This window comes from Paenibacillus sp. 2KB_20, assembly GCF_052115765.1.
Taxonomy (GTDB): Bacteria; Bacillota; Bacilli; order Paenibacillales; family Paenibacillaceae; genus Paenibacillus_AQ.
Genome location: NZ_JBFRHH010000002.1, coordinates 753,306 through 769,483 on the forward strand (window position 1 = coordinate 753,306; position 16,178 = coordinate 769,483).

Here is a 16,178-nt window from a genome sequence, read left to right on the forward strand (position 1 = left end):
GTAGACCTCCTAATCGCGGCGTGGCCGTTCGTGGCGGCGACTCAGCTCATCCATGATCTCATCCAGTGGGAGCTTGCGCTCCTGGAGAAGTACCAGTAGGTGATAGATCAGATCGCTGATTTCAAGCTTAAGCTCGGCGTTGTCTTTATTTTTGGCGGCGATGATCGTTTCCGAAGCTTCTTCGCCCACCTTCTTCAGAATTTTGTCTACCCCTTTATCAAAGAGGTAAGTCGTATAAGCCCCTTCAGGCCGCTCCACTTCACGCTGGGCAATGACTTCTTCCAACTCGGCAAGAACCGCAAACCGCCCGCTCTCTGCAGCTGCAGGATTATTCGCAGTCCCGCTCTTCTGCCCCTGAACGGTAATCTCATTGTAGAAGCAGGTTGTTTGTCCGGTATGACAAGCAGGTCCCTTCGGATCCACCAGCAGCAAGAGGGTGTCTCCATCACAGTCGTACGTCATGGATACGACCGTCTGGACGTTCCCGGAAGTTGCCCCCTTATGCCACAGCTCCTCGCGCGAACGGCTCCAGAACCAAGTTTCGCCGCTTTCCAGCGTCAAGCGAAGAGACTCCCGATTCATATAAGCCATCATCAGCACCTGCTTGCTCTGTGCATCCTGTACAATCGCCGGCACCAGGCCCGAGGCATCCCAACGGATATGCTCGCTGACCTGCTCCAGGGATAAATCCTTCAACATATCTTCGCTCATCGTATATCCACTCCTTTTTGACTAAGATGCAACTTCAGATGAGGAATCGAGATCTCTTTATAATGGAAAATCGTTGCGGCAAGACCCGCATCCGCCTTGCCTGTGGTAAACACGTCATAGAAGTGATCCTCTTTGCCAGCACCGCCGGACGCGATGACCGGGATCTGTACCATTGAAGATACGGCAGAGGTAAGTGATAGATCGAACCCATCCTTCGTTCCGTCCGCATCCATGCTGGTCAACAGAATCTCGCCTGCACCCAGGCTTTCCGCCTGCTTCACCCAATCCAGCGCTTTGATGCCGGAAGGCGTACGTCCGCCGTGCGTGTATACTTCCCATTCCCCCCACGCTTCGTTGTACTTGGCATCGATGGCCACAACGATGCATTGGGAGCCGAATTTGCGTGCCCCGGCTGAGATCAGCTCCGGCTGCTTGACCGCTGCCGTATTCATCCCGATCTTATCCGCGCCTGCCCGCAGAATCCGCTTCATGTCCTCAACGGACGAAATGCCTCCACCCACGGTAAAAGGGATGGCAATTTCCCCTGCCGTTTTCCGCACGACTTCCTCCATCGTCGCCCGGCCTTCGACCGATGCCGAAATATCCAGAAAGACTAACTCGTCTGCGCCTTCCCGGTCATAGAGCGCCGCCAATTCCACGGGATCGCCCGCATCGCGGAGATTCACAAAATTTACACCCTTCACCACCCGGCCGTCCTTCACGTCCAGGCAAGGTATGATCCGTTTTGCCAGCATGCCTTTCCCCTCTTCCCCTATGAACTATATCGATCAACCGCTTATTTGAACGGACCCTAAGTCCAGACCTATTTGATTCTCGTAATTGCCTCGTTCAGGTCAATATTGCCTGTATACAGCGCCTTGCCTACGATCGCTCCGCCTACTCCTTCGCCGCTATGCGCGCTGAGCGCCAGCAAATCGTCCAGCTTCGTCACGCCGCCCGAAGCGATGACCGAGCGGCCGCTGGCTTTCGCAAGCGAGACAATTGCCTCCACATTAGGCCCCTGCATCATCCCGTCCCGGGAAATATCGGTAAAGATGAAGGTTTCCGCTCCTTTGGCTGCCAGCTCCTTAGCCAACACCTCGGCTTGAACCTCCGACGTTTCCAGCCAGCCCCTAGTTGCGACGTATCCGTTGCGCGCGTCGATCCCGATGGCCACCTTATCCCCGTACTTGCCCAGCACCTCTTCCGTAAAGACACGATCTTCAATCGCCGCTGTACCGATGATAACCCGGCTGACCCCAAGCGACAACAGCCGCTCCACATCCGCCAGCGTGCGCAGGCCGCCGCCTACCTGAACCGGAACCTGGACGCTTGCTGCGATCTTCCCGATGATATCGTCATTCACCGGATGGCCAGCCTTCGCGCCGTCCAAATCCACGAGATGAATAAAGGTACCGCCCTGCTCTTCCCACGATTTAGCTACCTCGAGCGGATTGTCATTGTATACCGTTTCTTGATTATAATCGCCTTGCACGAGCCTGACGCATTTGCCGCCGCGAATATCGATTGCCGGATATATGATAAAAGAGGACATCCCCATTCCCACTTTCCTTCTGGTCTATTTGATCACCTTACATTACGTTAAAGCCAAGAAATTGCGAAGCAGGCTCATCCCAAGCTCCCCGCTCTTCTCGGGATGAAACTGCATGCCATACACCGAATCGCGGCCCACGATGGCTGTCACTGGCTGACCGTAATCGGTAACCGCCAGCAAGTCAGCCTGAACCTCAGGAAGAACATGATACGAGTGGACAAAATACACATGACCTTCCTCAAGTCCCGCAAACAGCGGATGCTCCCGCTTCTCGAACTGCAATGAATTCCAGCCCATATGCGGCACCTTGTAGTCACCACCCGTAAACCGTACAACCGATCCGGGCAAAATATCCAGCCCTTCAAACTTGCCATGCTCCTCGCTCCGGCTGAACAGGAGCTGCATGCCGAGGCAAATCCCCAGCAGCGGCTTCCCCGATTCCGCTGCTTCCTTCATGACCGAGTCCAGCGAGGTTTCGCACAGCTGCTCCATAGCATCGCCGAACGCGCCGACCCCAGGCAGAATGATGCCATCCGCCGCCAGAATCTCCTCTCGCTCCCCGGTAACGAGCGGCTTATATCCAAGCCGCTCCACTGCTTTGCTGACGCTGTGCAGATTGCCCATGCCGTAATCCACGATTGCAATCGCCATCGATTAGAGCACTCCCTTCGTGGATGGCACGCCGGTCACCCGCGGATCCACGGTAGTCGCCTCATCCAATGCACGGCCGAGAGCCTTAAATACCGCTTCAACCATATGGTGGGTATTGTGTCCGTAATGAACGATGACATGCAGCGTGATCCGCGCCTCCAGCGCCAACTTCCACAGAAATTCATGGACAAGCTCAGTATCAAAAGAGCCTACCTGCTGCGAAGGGTACTCGGCCCGATACTCAAAATGCGGACGGTTGCTGATATCCACAACGACTTGAGCAAGCGCCTCATCCATCGGTACAAACACGCTGGCGTACCGCTTAATCCCTTTTTTATCGCCCAGCGCCTCGCGGAACGTCTGCCCCAGGCAAATCCCGATATCCTCCACCGTGTGGTGGTCATCGATCTCGATATCTCCCTTCGCCTTGACGCGAAGATCAAATTGCCCATGCTTCGTAAACAAATCAAGCATATGATTCAGAAACGGCACATCGGTTTCCAATTCCGAGATGCCGGTTCCATCGACATTGAAATCCAGGGCAATATCGGTCTCATTGGTTTTACGGCTCACGCCGGCTGATCTTGCTGCTGCATCCAAACTGCTCACGTTGATTGCCTCCTCTAAACGTATATAGTATGAACGAATCATTCATGTTCCTCTTTGATGCTTAACGCTCCTGTTCAAGCCGAATCTCGATCGCCCGGGCATGGCCTTCAAGCCCTTCGCGCCGAGCCAGCTCCATAATCTGCTCGCCATCGCGCAGCAGGGCTTCCTTGCTGTAGTAGATCAAGCTTGATTTCTTAATGAAATCGTCCAGATCAACCGGCGATGCGAACCGAGCCGTCCCATTCGTCGGGATGATATGATTCGGTCCTGCAAAATAATCACCTACCGGCTCTGAGCTATATGGCCCGAGGAAGATCGCACCCGCGTTCTCGATCTGGCCCACAATCGCCATCGGCTCCTCCGTCACGATTTCCAGATGCTCCGGCGCCAAACGGTTAATAACTTCAATCCCTTCTCTAAGGGATTCCGTGATGATCACCGCGCCGTAAGTGTCCACGGAGGCGCGGGCGATGTCACGCCGCGGCAGAAGTTCAAGCTGCCGCTGCACTTCAGTGGCAACGGCCTCGCCCAGCTTGCGTGAAGGCGTCACGAGAATGGCGGATGCCATCTCGTCATGCTCTGCTTGGGAGAGCAAATCCGCCGCAATATACGAAGCATCTGCGCTGTCATCGGCCAATACCGCAATCTCGCTCGGACCGGCCAGGCTGTCAATATTGACCGCTCCGTACACTTCTCGCTTGGCCAGCGCAACGTAAATATTGCCAGGACCGCAGATTTTATCAACGGGGGAGATGCTCTCCGTACCGTAGGCCAACGCCGCAATCGCCTGAGCTCCTCCTACGCGGTAGATCTCCGTAACGCCGGCCTCGGCTGCGGCGACCAAGATATAGGGATTAATCCCATCCTTCCCGCCGGTAGCCGGGGGGGTGACCATGACAATCTCGGGCACGCCTGCCACCTGCGCCGGGATGACGTTCATCAGCACGGACGAAGGATAGGCTGCCTTCCCGCCGGGCACATATACACCCACGCGCTTCAACGGACGAATGATCTGTCCCAAGATGCTGCCGTCGGCTTGAAGATCCATCCAGGAATTACGCTTCTGCTTCACATGGAAAGCGCGAATATTATTCGCCGCAGCCTGAATCGCCTTCACGAACGAAGACTCCACATGATGATAAGCCTCCTGGAGCTCTTCATCCGTTACGCGAAGCTGATCTGCCTTAAGACGGACGCGGTCCAATTGCTCGGTATGCCGCAATAAGGCAACATCTCCTTCAGACCGAATATCCCGCACAATCGCCTTCACGACTTCATTCTGCTCTGGTGTGCCATAATCATTTTCCCGTTTCAGCTGAAAGTCCCGTGCTGATACAACCTTCACCTTCATCTCCCCCAATCCCGCTGCTTGCATCACATTTGACCTCATACATGCATAGCGTTTCTTACGAATCGACAATCTATATGTCCGATCTATCCATGCTCATCTTTGTTTATACTTCGTTTCTTAGCGCTGTATATTCGCTCCCTCAGACATAATGACCATTTGCAGCCGATCACACAATGCCTGAATTTCATCATTCTTCATCCGATAGCTGACGCGATTGGCAATCAGACGACTTGTAATTTCAAAAATGCTGGTCATCTCTATAAGTCCGTTCTCCTTGAGCGTTTGGCCCGTTTCCACCATATCCACGATCCGGTCGGCTAAGCCGATAAGCGGTGCAAGCTCGATGGAACCGTTCAGCTTAACAACTTCAACCTGCTGGCCTTGTTCACGGAAATACTGCGAAGCTACATTCGGATATTTAGTGGCAACCCGCTGACGTATGCCCGGCTTCCAGTCCGGTAAGCCGATAACCGACATCCGGCACCTTGCGATACCGAGATCGAGCAGCTCATAGACGTCTTTGTTCTCTTCCATCAGCACATCTTTGCCAACGATTCCGATATCCGCGACACCGTATTCCACATAAGTCGGCACATCCACCGGCTTCGCCAGAATAAATTCCATTCCTGCCTCCGGCAAGGGAATGACCAGCTTGCGCGTCTCATCCACATCGAGGGGAATCGGAAGTCCGGCTGAACGAAACAGCGCGGATGCTTTTTTATATATACGCCCTTTGGGCATCGCTACTTTCAACGTTTCCGCCACGTTCAACTCCTCCTGACCTTAACCTATATAAAATAGAGTGATATATCAGCGTTCTATCGAAGGGTAATGATCTCCCGATAGCCTCTATTAAGCAAACTGCCGGATACAACGGGTACCCCCTCATCTCGGACATTCGCCGAGTCCGGCATAATCGAGGTGATGACGGTATGACCCTGTGCCCGCAATTCTGACGCTTTCGCCAAACCTTCTTTGCGATAGGAAGCCGTGTAACGGATCAGAACGGGCAGCTCCTCCGTAATCTCTTCTCCCTGCACCCCATCCAATATGCGATTGGTCTTAAGCGCAAAGCCGGTTGCCGGAACGGCACGGCCAAACTGCTGCAGCAGCTTGTCATAACGACCGCCGCTCGCAACGGGTGAACCTAGCTCAGCAGCATAGCCTTCAAACGTCATGCCCGTGTAATAGGAGAAGTCTCCGAGCATCGTCAGATCAAACAGAACATGCCTGGAAACGTCGTATGCCTCCAGCACCTCCCATATTCTGCACAGGTGCTCAATAGAAGCTCTTGCGAGATCATTGCTGCTAATCTCAAGTGCCTGCCCGGCAATTTCCCGCCCCCCGCGCAGCTTCAGGATTCCTTCCAGCTGATCCTGCTGTGTCTCCGTAAGCCGCAGATTGGCAATGGTATTTCGGTATCCGACATAGTCGCGGTTTAGCAGGTCCTGCTTTAGGCTCTCTTGATCCTCCGTCCGCTCAGGCAGCACCTCCTGGAGCAGGCCATTAAGGTAACCCATATGCCCCATCGCGATTTTGAATTTCTCCACGCCTGCCGCCTTCAGAGACTCGATGGCCAGTGCAATCACTTCAGCATCAGCCTCCGGCGTATCGTCGCCTACAAGCTCTACACCCGTCTGGAAGAATTCAGCCTCCCGGCCCGCCTCTTCTTCGATTGCGCGAAACACATTCGCATGGTAAGACAAACGCACCGGTAATGGCTCATCCTTCAGCAGCGACGACATGACCCGTGCTATGGGAGCAGTCAGATCGGACCGCAGCACCATCGTCGTTCCGCGCTTATTCAATAATTTAAACAGTTTTTGGTCCGACGTAGAGCTTGCCACGCCTACCGTATCGTAATATTCCATCGTTGGTGTCATAATCTGCCGGTATCCCCAGCGGTCCATACATGCCAGCACTTCACGTTCAATCCGGCGCAGCTTGGTGACCGCATGAGGGAGGTAATCACGAACACCTGCCGGTTTTTCGAAGCCTTTCGGTTTAGACATGACGCTCCACCTCAAATTCAGAAAAGTCTTTACTATGGTAAAGTGGTACCTTGCTAATAAATTAAAGGATATTGGCTATATTACCATGAACCCTGCCTGATCGTCAATGCATCATAAATGCGTCCTGCTATGTATCGTTCTCCGTTGTAATCCGCCTTAGCCGCCAAAGAATCTGCTTAACTTCTGGGTATAATTGTAACACAAGAACATGCTGGAGTGGCTTGCTTATCTAGGGGTGAATCTCTGATATGTCCAGAGCCACGCATAATACAAAAAAACCGTCCGATTGCCGGACGGCTTTGCTTCATAATGATAAATAAGAAAAAAGTATGCCTGCTATGGTTATAGATCCACCGATTTTTTGCTGTCGCCTGTAACGGTGTCTTTTCTCTGCGTTGGTGCTTTCGGTGCTTTGGATGATGGCTTCAATGATCGCGGAACGCTGCCAAGCAGCATCCAGGAGCCTGGAATCCACCGGAACACCGTTTGTACCACCAGTGCACTGACAATCAGCGCAGTAACCATGCCGCCATAAATCCAGATGAGATAATCATCGGTTACCGGATTCAGCTTGAGATCGTACTCCCGGTATAGGAACAGCCAGAGCGGATGCACCAGATAGATCGCGAAGGATAACTCGCCAATCCGAGTCAGCACCTTCACGATGAGTTTCCAACCGCTGTTATACAGCCAGCTGGCCAGCTGCATCAGCACAATCGCGGAGAAAACCGTGTGCAGATTCCATAACAGCTCGTACAACAGGGAGTCGTATTTGGCACCGTGCAATCTCTGATTGTACCAAATCTGCACATGTGTCAGTGCCATCGCAAGCCAACCGGCCCATAACACGACCGTACCTGCTCTTTGACCTGAGGTCTGCTTTTTCCAGGATGACGTAAGCCAGCCCTTGAATTTGTCGTAATTCATCGCCAGATAAGCACCCAGCATATAATAGGCTAAATACGAGATGGCCAGGCTTCCTTTAAACGTGTAGTGCAGCTCGTATTTATTCCATATGATAAAGCCCCATTGAAGCAGGAACCCGATGGGAACCGCCCACCGTACGAGAAACCGTGACGATTTGAACAGCTTAAGGAAGATCGGGAACAAGATATAGAACTGCAAACTGATAAATACAAAATATAAGTGCGTATAGTTCTGCCCCCGAATTAAACGTTCAAAGAAAAGCGGCATCTGTGCCCATAGATCAAATGAGCTGTTGAGCAGCCCGTTCTGATACATCCGCACAAAGAAATAGATGATCGAGAACAACACATAAGGCAGCAAAATGTACAAGAGCCGCCGTTTGTAGAAGTTTTTGATTAGATCTTTGGTCAGTGGCCGGTCCGCATAGTTATAGAACAGCACGAAGCTGCTTAGGAATATAAACGAGGGTGTACCGTATTTAAAGAAAATATTCAAAAAATTAATAATATAATAGAATCGCGAATCAATCGCATCAACTGTTGCAAATGAAGTCGCATGAACGTGAAGCACGCCCAGGATGGCCAGCGCACGATAAATATCGAGCTGCGGCAGCCTTTCCTTCTTGTTCAGCGTTGCACTCATGTCAGGCGTCGCCTCCTTGATTCAAGTATTTTCATAGAGTCAATGAAAAGGGATGGGCGGGCAAAAAAGTCCCTCAAGGCCATCATACCCCGGGGACTATGGAATCGCTTTGTGTCATGTTATCCTATACTCATTCTACAATAATTCAGGTAGCTTGAGAACCTAACTTGTCACATTACCTCAAATTGACTCACTTTCCGTCGATGTCCTCTTCAGCTCTCGCAATGGATTGCCGCCTACAAAAACACCCGGTGCCACATCTTTATGTACGACAGACCCTGCAGCAACAACCGCTCCATCTCCGATCGTTACGCCAGGCAAAATCGTGGTGTTCGCGCCGATGAGCACGTTCTCCCCGATCCGCACTTCACCCAGACGATATTCCTTTATTAGATACTCATGGGCAAGAATCGTTGTATTGTAGCCGATCACCGAATTCTCGCCGATAGATATTTTCTCCGGAAAAAACACATCCACCATGACCATCAATCCAAACGCGGTATGTCTTCCCACCTTCATCCCGAGCATATGGCGGTATATCCAGTTCTTCAAGGGCAGGATAGGGCAATAGCGGGCCAACTGGATAAAGATGAAGTTCTTGACGCCCTTGAACGGGCTCACGGTGCGGTAGATTTGCCATAGCGCGTTGGGCCCTTCTACAGGATAACGGGTAACCTTTCTGGCCATGCTGCCAAAACTCCTATTCCTCTTGAAGTCCTACGATTTCATACAGGTCTTTCATATCCTTTAAAACATAATCCGGACCATACTCCATCAGCTTCTGCTCACCCTTCAGGGACCAAGCTACAGCTGCGGCCTTCACCCCCGCCGCCTTGGCGGACTGAATGTCGACCGGACTGTCCCCGATCATCAATGTCGTAGCCGGATTGGCTTCCAGCCGCTCAATTGCCATCAGAACGGGCTCAGGATGCGGTTTCGGATGCTCGACGTCGTTCACCGTAACAATCGCCGACATGAATCGCTCGAGATCGTACTTCTCCAAAGTCATCATCGTAGAAGGACGAATCTTAGTTGTTACAATCCCAAGCGAAAGCCCGTGACGATGAAGGCGCTCCACGACCTCATTTACATGAGGGAACGGTCTAACCATCTCATCATGATGAAGCGTGTTGAAGGAACGGTAGGCTTTGACAAACGGACTAACATCCTCAACGCCTCCCGAGAAAGCCTGCAGCTGCTGTTCCAGCGTGGTTCCCATATGTGGAATGATCTGCTCCCTGGTTAACGGTCCCGGTGCTTGAGCCTCGAAGACATGCAGAAACGACGAGATAATCAATTCATTCGTATCAATAATGGTTCCGTCTAAATCAAACAGTACGGTTTCTATCATGCTGCAACTACTCCTTTTTGTCCTCCGTATCTGGTTTTATTGCCGGAGTATCTTCTACTCGGGACGGTTTGACTTCCGTCTCCTGGGTTTGGATTAGAGAGCTTGTATCATCCTTCTCTACTGGATCTGCTGCCGGTTTATCCTGCTTAACAGGTGCCTGCGCAGATGACTTCACGGCTTTATCCGTCTGAAGGTCAGCTTCAGGCGTTGGCCCTGCTCCGGTCTTCGTTGACACGATGGGGTCCAAATAACGCACATTAGCGCGGCCTGTTACGCGGCGTACAACGATCAATACGATGCCTGCAATGACGAAGAACACCGACAGCAGCTGAGAAATCCGAATATTGCCGTAAGCCGGATCCAGATGGCCCAGTTCAAAGCCCATCCAAGTCATCGGTGCCCACAGCGTATTGTTAATGAAGTCGGCAAGTCCGGTTGCGCCTTGGAACGCCAAGCTGTCCGTACGCACCGCTTCAATGAAGAATCGGCCGATGGAATACCAGATGAAATATCCGATGAAGAGTTCGCCTGCGCGCAGGAATTTCTGTCTGCGGAGGATAAGCAATATGACAATACCCACCAAGTTCCATAGCGATTCATATAAGAAGGTAGGATGATGGAATACACCCTGTACATTCATTTGATTCACGATGAAATCAGGCAGGTGCAGCTTTCCGCGTAAAAAGGATTCGCTTACAGGACCGCCATAGGCCTCCTGGTTAACGAAGTTCCCCCAGCGTCCAATGATCTGACCGGCCAACAGGGACGGAGCACAGATATCGGCAATCCGCCAGAATGAATAGCCTTTCCGGCGAACAAAGATTAACGCACAGATAATGGCACCAATAAGGGCACCGAATATGGCAATCCCGCCGTTCCATATTTTGAACACATCCAGGAAGTTGTCTTTATAATCTTCCCATTTAAAAGCTACATAATAAATACGCGCACCAATGATTGCGGAAGGAACACCAAGCAAGAGCAAATCCATGAAAAATTCCTGCGGAATGCCAAAACGCTTCCCCTCGCGAATGGCCAGTAACAGCCCGGCTAAAGCTCCCAACCCCAAAATCAAGCCATACCAATGAACACGCAGCGATCCGATGGAGAACGCCACCGGATCGATGAGCAATGTTTGCATCTTTTATAACCTCCCTAGTCCTAGTCCAAATCGTCCATATCTTCAGCGATCGTAGCTGTCAGTTTGTTCGTAAACTGCAGCGCAGCATTCAGTCCCATTTGTTTCAATCTGTAGTTCATAGCTGCTACCTCAATAATAACCGCAAGGTTACGTCCTGGACGAACCGGAATGGTGACCAGAGGGATGTCTGTCTCAATAATTCGTGTTGTTTCTTCATCTAATCCCAGACGATCATACTGTTTATCCTGCTGCCAAGCTTCCAATCGAACAACAAGCGTAATCCGTTTATTGTTCCGAACGGCTCCTGCACCGAATAACGTCATGACATTAATAATACCAACTCCGCGAATCTCCAGAAGATGGCGAATCAACTCCGGCGCCGTTCCGTGAAGCTGAAAATCCGATGTCTGACGTATCTCCACCGCATCATCCGCAATCAATCGGTGTCCGCGTTTGACGAGCTCCAATGCCGTCTCACTCTTTCCGATACCGCTTGAACCTGTGATCAGCATCCCCACGCCATAAACATCGCACAATACCCCGTGGATGGTTGTAGTTGGTGCAAGTTTACGCTCCAGGAAGCTTGTGAATCGGCTTGTCAGAATGGTTGTCGCCATACTGCTGCGCAGTACAGGCAAACCTCTTTCGTTCCCGAGTTCCACCAGTTCCTCCGGCACTTCCAAGGAACGAGTAACTACAATGCAAGGTGTTTCTTCCGTACACAGGCTGCGCATCCGCTCTTTACGCTCTTCCGGCTTCAGCATTCCGAAGAAAGCCAACTCCGTGCGGCCCAGAAGCTGGACCCGTTCCCGCGGATGATATTCAAAATAACCGGCCATTTCCAATCCCGGGCGATTCAGATCGTCCGTTGTAATCTGACGTTTTAAGCCTTCCTCACCTGCGATGACCTCCAGCTGAAACTGCTGGACCAGCTCGGATACCTTCACTTTCTTGGCCATGGTCTTACCCCTCTTCTTCCATTGTATGTTGACATCACAACGCAACCGTCATGTACGCGGCCCGTATTGGATGATATATTCCATATTCGATATTATCTAAAGTAGATAATCTGTATAAGCCTTATCAGCGATCTGGCAATTCACATGAAATATGCTTCAACATCCCGTATGTCCCATACTTATGTATGCCTTGCTTTGTGCTTATCTTATCGAAAAAAACCAATGAATGCAATTCTAACCGGCTATTCAATCGCGACATTAGGCTTATATTGGGGTGAACCGACACTACGATTACGTACTATAACTTGAATAATATAAATTAATGTTTTATCACGAAAGGCATTATTAACTCCATTCTTCTCCAGCATCTGGGTTTACTGCTTTATATATCTGCTATTCCTTTGATGCATCTACTACCTTCTGCGAGAAACACCTTAAACCCTCTCTAGGAGTGAATACTACCTGGATTTATGTATTTTTCTCCTAAAAAAACCGCCCCTTGAGAGGGCGGTTTTCAAGAGATCCCGATTGCTGAAGATTAGTCTTCGAGCAATACGTTCAATTCAGACTCTTTATCAAAGATATGAACTTTGTTCATGTCGAGTGCCAATTTCACATTGTCGCTTTCGCGAGTAGTCGAACGTCCGTCTACACGGCCGATAACCGTATCGGTGCCCAAGCCGCTCAGGTACAAGAGCATTTCGTGACCAAGGTTCTCGGTTACGTCAACTTTTGCAGTGAAGATTGTGTTCGGGGAAGCTTCCAGGAAGACTGGCTCTTCATGAATATCTTCCGGACGAACACCCATGATTACTTCTTTGCCAATCATGGATTTGTTTTTGAGCAATTGCGCTTTACCACCTGGTACTTGAACGTTCAAGCCCTGGGAAGTGAAGTATACGCCACCGTTTTGCTCGGACAATTTACCGTTGATGAAGTTCATGGTTGGGGAACCGATGAAACCAGCAACGAACAGGTTGTTCGGATTGTTGTACAGTTGCTCTGGGGAATCCGCTTGTTGAATAATGCCGTCTTGCATAACAACGATACGGTCACCCATCGTCATAGCTTCTGTTTGGTCATGCGTTACATAGATACAAGTGGTTTCAAGGCGCTTAACCAGCTTTGTAATTTCGGCACGCATCTGACCGCGGAGTTTCGCATCCAAGTTGGAAAGTGGCTCATCCATCAAGAAGACTTGTGGATCACGGACAATCGCACGACCCAAGGCAACACGCTGACGCTGACCACCGGACAGAGCCTTTGGTTTACGCTCGAGCAAATGCTCGATATCCAGGATTTTTGCTGCTTCACGTACACGTTTATCGATTTCGTCTTTCTTCACTTTACGGAGTTTCAAACCGAATGCCATGTTCTGATATACGTTCATATGTGGATACAAGGCGTAGGATTGGAATACCATCGCGATGTCACGATCTTTAGGTGCTACATCGTTAACAACGCGGTCGCCAATGTAAAGTTTACCCTCAGAAATTTCCTCAAGACCTGCGATCATACGCAGTGTCGTGGACTTACCGCAACCGGAAGGACCTACCAGTACCAAGAATTCTTTATCTTTAATATCCAAATTAACGTCAATTACAGTTGCTTTATCCGCACCTGCATACTTTTTGTAAATATGCTCTAAGCGTACACCAGCCATGTGCATTTGCCCCCTCATATGAATGTTATGAAATCGAATACAATTAATTTATAATCTTATATTACCCCATAGGCACCTGACTTGCTATACACAATCTGCACAAAAAACCTATTTCCTTTTCGTCACTTTATACAATAGAAGCGTTATTTTCACTAAAACCGCATCACTGAAGCTGCGAACATCAAGCCCCGTCTCCTGTTTGATCTTATCCAGGCGGTATAGCAGCGTGTTACGGTGAATATATAGGTGCTTGGCCGTCTCGCTCACGTTACAATCCAATTCGAAAAAAGACTCCAGCGTTGACAAGGTCTCACTATCCTCGAATAAATCGGTATGTCCGGCGGCGTACTCTCGCAGAAATTGATTGCGTTGGTACTCAGGAATGCTATAGACCAGGCGCTCCAGATGAAGCCCGGTCGACAGATGGATATGTTCCTTTACCTGGAATGTACGGCCGATGGTCATGGTCTCTCTTAACATGCTAACGGTCTGTGGCAGAGCATGCAGGGCATTAACTGCCGGTATCGCCGAGATATGGAAATCCCCCACCCATTCCGTTGAAATCAGCTCGTAGAGCCCCATGCAGAATAAGGAGAGTAAATCTTGATCGCCTTCCACCGAAGCATCCTCTTTATCATCCGTCGTTATACCGTCCAGCAATTCCTGGTTCGCTAAGATAATCCATTCCTTATCAAGCAGTGGCACCAGAATGATGTCCCCGCCAAAATAGCTGCGCAATAACCGATGCAGTGCCTTATAACTTGGAGTAGGGGCGTGCTCGCTCTCATGAATAAGAAGAAAGGGAACCATGTCCTCCGTCAAGCTTGTCCGAATCCACATTTCCTCTGGTAATTCAGCAAGCAGTTCACCGGCTTGCAGGCGTTCCTTTAACCAACCACCCAACTGTTGGGCGCGTCGTTCTTCTTCAACCTTACCGGCACTCTTGGACACTACCCCTGGTGTCGTATCCTGAAGGCTCGACAATAGTAGAGTTATAAGCCCAATCTCCGACTCCGTCAAAGCACTCTGATTCGCTACAATTACCCGACTAGGATCCTGTTGATTCACAGGAATCCAAATCTCACCAAGGTCCTTGTGCACATAGGCGCCGTGAACCCTTCGTGATTGGTGTGAGGTTCTGTTTTCTTCACGGCTACTAGCCCCCTGGGCTCTGTCCTCATGACCCATCCGGTCACCGAATGGCGGTGAGGTCGCTATTAGTTTTGTTAACCATGCTGCTTCCTGAGCATTCAATGTTTTTAAACCGAGTGAGGTACCCAAGGTCTGCTCTAGTTTCTGAACGATGTGCTCCATCTCCACCATTGATGACTCCACCACTTTATCGTTTTTTCTTATTTTAGCATAACACCCAGTGCAAGCGACAATGCCTTCTCTCTAAGTCCAGTTACATTGGAGAAAAACTGCTTAAAAACAACACAAAAAGAGCCGTCAACAACGTTGACGACTCTTCGGATGAGCCATGAAGGACTCGAACCTTCGACACCCTGATTAAAAGTCAGGTGCTCTACCAACTGAGCTAATGGCTCTTATTTACTGGTGGAGGATGATGGATTCGAACCACCGAACTCGGACGAGAACAGATTTACAGTCTGCTGCGTTTGGCCACTTCGCTAATCCTCCAGGATATAAAGGTGGCTCGGGACGGAATCGAACCGCCGACACGAGGATTTTCAGTCCTCTGCTCTACCGACTGAGCTACCGAGCCTTACATAAATGACATAAAAATAAAGTGCGGAATGCAATCCTGCCCACTTTAATCTGTGGAAAACCGACCATTTTTATTCCTTAAGATTAATAATGGCGGAACTGACGGGATTCGAACCCGCGATCTCCTGCGTGACAGGCAGGCATGTTAGGCCTCTACACCACAGTTCCACATTATTAAAGATGGTGCCGGCGAGAGGACTTGAACCCCCAACCTACTGATTACAAGTCAGTTGCTCTACCAATTGAGCTACACCGGCATGGTAAGGTAATAAAAATAAGTACATGGTGGAGGCTGAGGGGTTCGAACCCCCGACCCTCTGCTTGTAAGGCAGATGCTCTCCCAGCTGAGCTAAGCCTCCAGGTATGTATGGTAGCGGCGGAGGGGATCGAACCCCCGACCTCACGGGTATGAACCGTACGCTCTAGCCAGCTGAGCTACACCGCCATATAAACCTATTTGCGTTCAAGTTATTCAAATGGCGGAGAGAGAGGGATTCGAACCCTCGCACCGCTTACGCAGTCTAACCCCTTAGCAGAGGGTCCCCTTATAGCCACTTGGGTATCTCTCCATCATAACTTGTATGCAGTTACAGAGATTGATTCCCTGAAAACTAGATACGAAACGAATTTGCAACACATTGAAATATGTTTTGGATAAGCCCTCGACCGATTAGTATTGGTCAGCTCCATGCATTGCTGCACTTCCACCTCCAACCTATCTACCTCGTAGTCTTCAAGGGGTCTTACGAATTGGGAAATCTCATCTTGAGGGGGGCTTCACGCTTAGATGCTTTCAGCGCTTATCCCTTCCGTACGTAGCTACCCAGCCATGCTCCTGGCGGAACAACTGGTGCACCAGCGGTACGTCCATCCCGGTC

General features: G+C 50.4%; 15 protein-coding genes, 8 tRNA genes and 1 rRNA gene. All 24 read right to left on the bottom strand.

What is annotated here, in order from left to right; translation table 11 throughout:
• Window positions 1-9: 9 nt before the first annotated feature.
• On the bottom strand, window positions 10-711 hold the full coding sequence (hisIE, locus tag AB4124_RS09095; RefSeq protein WP_430109856.1) for a bifunctional phosphoribosyl-AMP cyclohydrolase/phosphoribosyl-ATP diphosphatase HisIE: 702 nt from the start codon (window positions 709-711) through the stop codon (window positions 10-12).
• Window positions 708-1,466 carry an imidazole glycerol phosphate synthase subunit HisF gene (hisF, locus tag AB4124_RS09100; protein ID WP_076326136.1) on the bottom strand — a complete coding sequence of 253 codons (759 nt, stop codon included), beginning with the start codon at window positions 1,464-1,466 and terminating at the stop codon, window positions 708-710. The genes hisIE and hisF overlap by 4 nt, the downstream gene beginning before the upstream one ends.
• Window positions 1,467-1,534: 68 nt before the next feature.
• Window positions 1,535-2,266, bottom strand: coding sequence for a 1-(5-phosphoribosyl)-5-[(5-phosphoribosylamino)methylideneamino]imidazole-4-carboxamide isomerase (gene hisA, locus AB4124_RS09105; RefSeq protein WP_179090734.1), 732 nt, complete (start codon window positions 2,264-2,266; stop codon window positions 1,535-1,537).
• A gap of 42 nt (window positions 2,267-2,308) precedes the next feature.
• A complete protein-coding gene (gene hisH / locus AB4124_RS09110; protein WP_441972461.1) occupies window positions 2,309-2,917 on the bottom strand; it encodes an imidazole glycerol phosphate synthase subunit HisH in 609 nt (202 codons plus the stop codon).
• A 3-nt stretch (window positions 2,918-2,920) separates the two neighbouring features.
• Window positions 2,921-3,526, bottom strand: coding sequence for an imidazoleglycerol-phosphate dehydratase HisB (gene hisB, locus AB4124_RS09115; RefSeq protein ID WP_076326198.1), 606 nt, complete (start codon window positions 3,524-3,526; stop codon window positions 2,921-2,923).
• 61 nt (window positions 3,527-3,587) lie between these two features.
• Window positions 3,588-4,871: a histidinol dehydrogenase gene (hisD, locus tag AB4124_RS09120; RefSeq protein ID WP_339273345.1), complete on the bottom strand. Its 1,284-nt coding sequence runs from the start codon at window positions 4,869-4,871 to the stop codon at window positions 3,588-3,590.
• A gap of 123 nt (window positions 4,872-4,994) precedes the next feature.
• Window positions 4,995-5,642 (bottom strand): ATP phosphoribosyltransferase, encoded by a 648-nt coding sequence (gene hisG, locus AB4124_RS09125; RefSeq protein ID WP_076326133.1) that lies wholly within the window; start codon window positions 5,640-5,642, stop codon window positions 4,995-4,997.
• A gap of 53 nt (window positions 5,643-5,695) precedes the next feature.
• Window positions 5,696-6,889 carry an ATP phosphoribosyltransferase regulatory subunit gene (locus AB4124_RS09130; RefSeq protein ID WP_441972464.1) on the bottom strand — a complete coding sequence of 398 codons (1,194 nt, stop codon included), beginning with the start codon at window positions 6,887-6,889 and terminating at the stop codon, window positions 5,696-5,698.
• Window positions 6,890-7,231: 342 nt separating this feature from the next.
• Entirely contained in the window at window positions 7,232-8,458 is a 1,227-nt protein-coding gene (locus AB4124_RS09135) for an acyltransferase (RefSeq protein ID WP_339269305.1), read from the bottom strand.
• 180 nt (window positions 8,459-8,638) lie between these two features.
• Complete coding sequence (locus AB4124_RS09140) at window positions 8,639-9,145, bottom strand: acyltransferase (RefSeq protein WP_076326130.1); 507 nt, start codon at window positions 9,143-9,145, stop codon at window positions 8,639-8,641.
• A 13-nt stretch (window positions 9,146-9,158) separates the two neighbouring features.
• Window positions 9,159-9,809, bottom strand: coding sequence for a pyrophosphatase PpaX (gene ppaX / locus AB4124_RS09145; protein ID WP_441972467.1), 651 nt, complete (start codon window positions 9,807-9,809; stop codon window positions 9,159-9,161).
• A gap of 7 nt (window positions 9,810-9,816) precedes the next feature.
• Entirely contained in the window at window positions 9,817-10,950 is a 1,134-nt protein-coding gene (lgt, locus tag AB4124_RS09150) for a prolipoprotein diacylglyceryl transferase (protein WP_441972469.1), read from the bottom strand.
• A gap of 20 nt (window positions 10,951-10,970) precedes the next feature.
• Window positions 10,971-11,909: an HPr(Ser) kinase/phosphatase gene (gene hprK, locus AB4124_RS09155; RefSeq protein WP_076326127.1), complete on the bottom strand. Its 939-nt coding sequence runs from the start codon at window positions 11,907-11,909 to the stop codon at window positions 10,971-10,973.
• Window positions 11,910-12,447: 538 nt separating this feature from the next.
• Window positions 12,448-13,572 carry an ABC transporter ATP-binding protein gene (locus AB4124_RS09160; RefSeq protein WP_076326126.1) on the bottom strand — a complete coding sequence of 375 codons (1,125 nt, stop codon included), beginning with the start codon at window positions 13,570-13,572 and terminating at the stop codon, window positions 12,448-12,450.
• Between the two features lie 108 nt (window positions 13,573-13,680).
• Window positions 13,681-14,895 carry a PucR family transcriptional regulator gene (locus tag AB4124_RS09165; RefSeq protein ID WP_441972471.1) on the bottom strand — a complete coding sequence of 405 codons (1,215 nt, stop codon included), beginning with the start codon at window positions 14,893-14,895 and terminating at the stop codon, window positions 13,681-13,683.
• Between the two features lie 151 nt (window positions 14,896-15,046).
• Window positions 15,047-15,119 (bottom strand) — tRNA-Lys (locus tag AB4124_RS09170).
• An 8-nt stretch (window positions 15,120-15,127) separates the two neighbouring features.
• Window positions 15,128-15,213: transfer RNA gene (locus AB4124_RS09175), tRNA-Tyr, on the bottom strand.
• 12 nt (window positions 15,214-15,225) lie between these two features.
• Window positions 15,226-15,298 (bottom strand) — tRNA-Phe (locus AB4124_RS09180).
• Between the two features lie 93 nt (window positions 15,299-15,391).
• Window positions 15,392-15,468: transfer RNA gene (locus AB4124_RS09185), tRNA-Asp, on the bottom strand.
• A 13-nt stretch (window positions 15,469-15,481) separates the two neighbouring features.
• Window positions 15,482-15,557, bottom strand: a tRNA-Thr gene (locus AB4124_RS09190).
• A gap of 26 nt (window positions 15,558-15,583) precedes the next feature.
• Window positions 15,584-15,659: transfer RNA gene (locus AB4124_RS09195), tRNA-Val, on the bottom strand.
• A gap of 9 nt (window positions 15,660-15,668) precedes the next feature.
• Window positions 15,669-15,745: transfer RNA gene (locus AB4124_RS09200), tRNA-Met, on the bottom strand.
• Window positions 15,746-15,777: 32 nt separating this feature from the next.
• Window positions 15,778-15,869: transfer RNA gene (locus tag AB4124_RS09205), tRNA-Ser, on the bottom strand.
• Window positions 15,870-15,950: 81 nt separating this feature from the next.
• A 23S ribosomal RNA gene (locus AB4124_RS09210) occupies window positions 15,951-16,178 on the bottom strand; the annotation flags it as partial.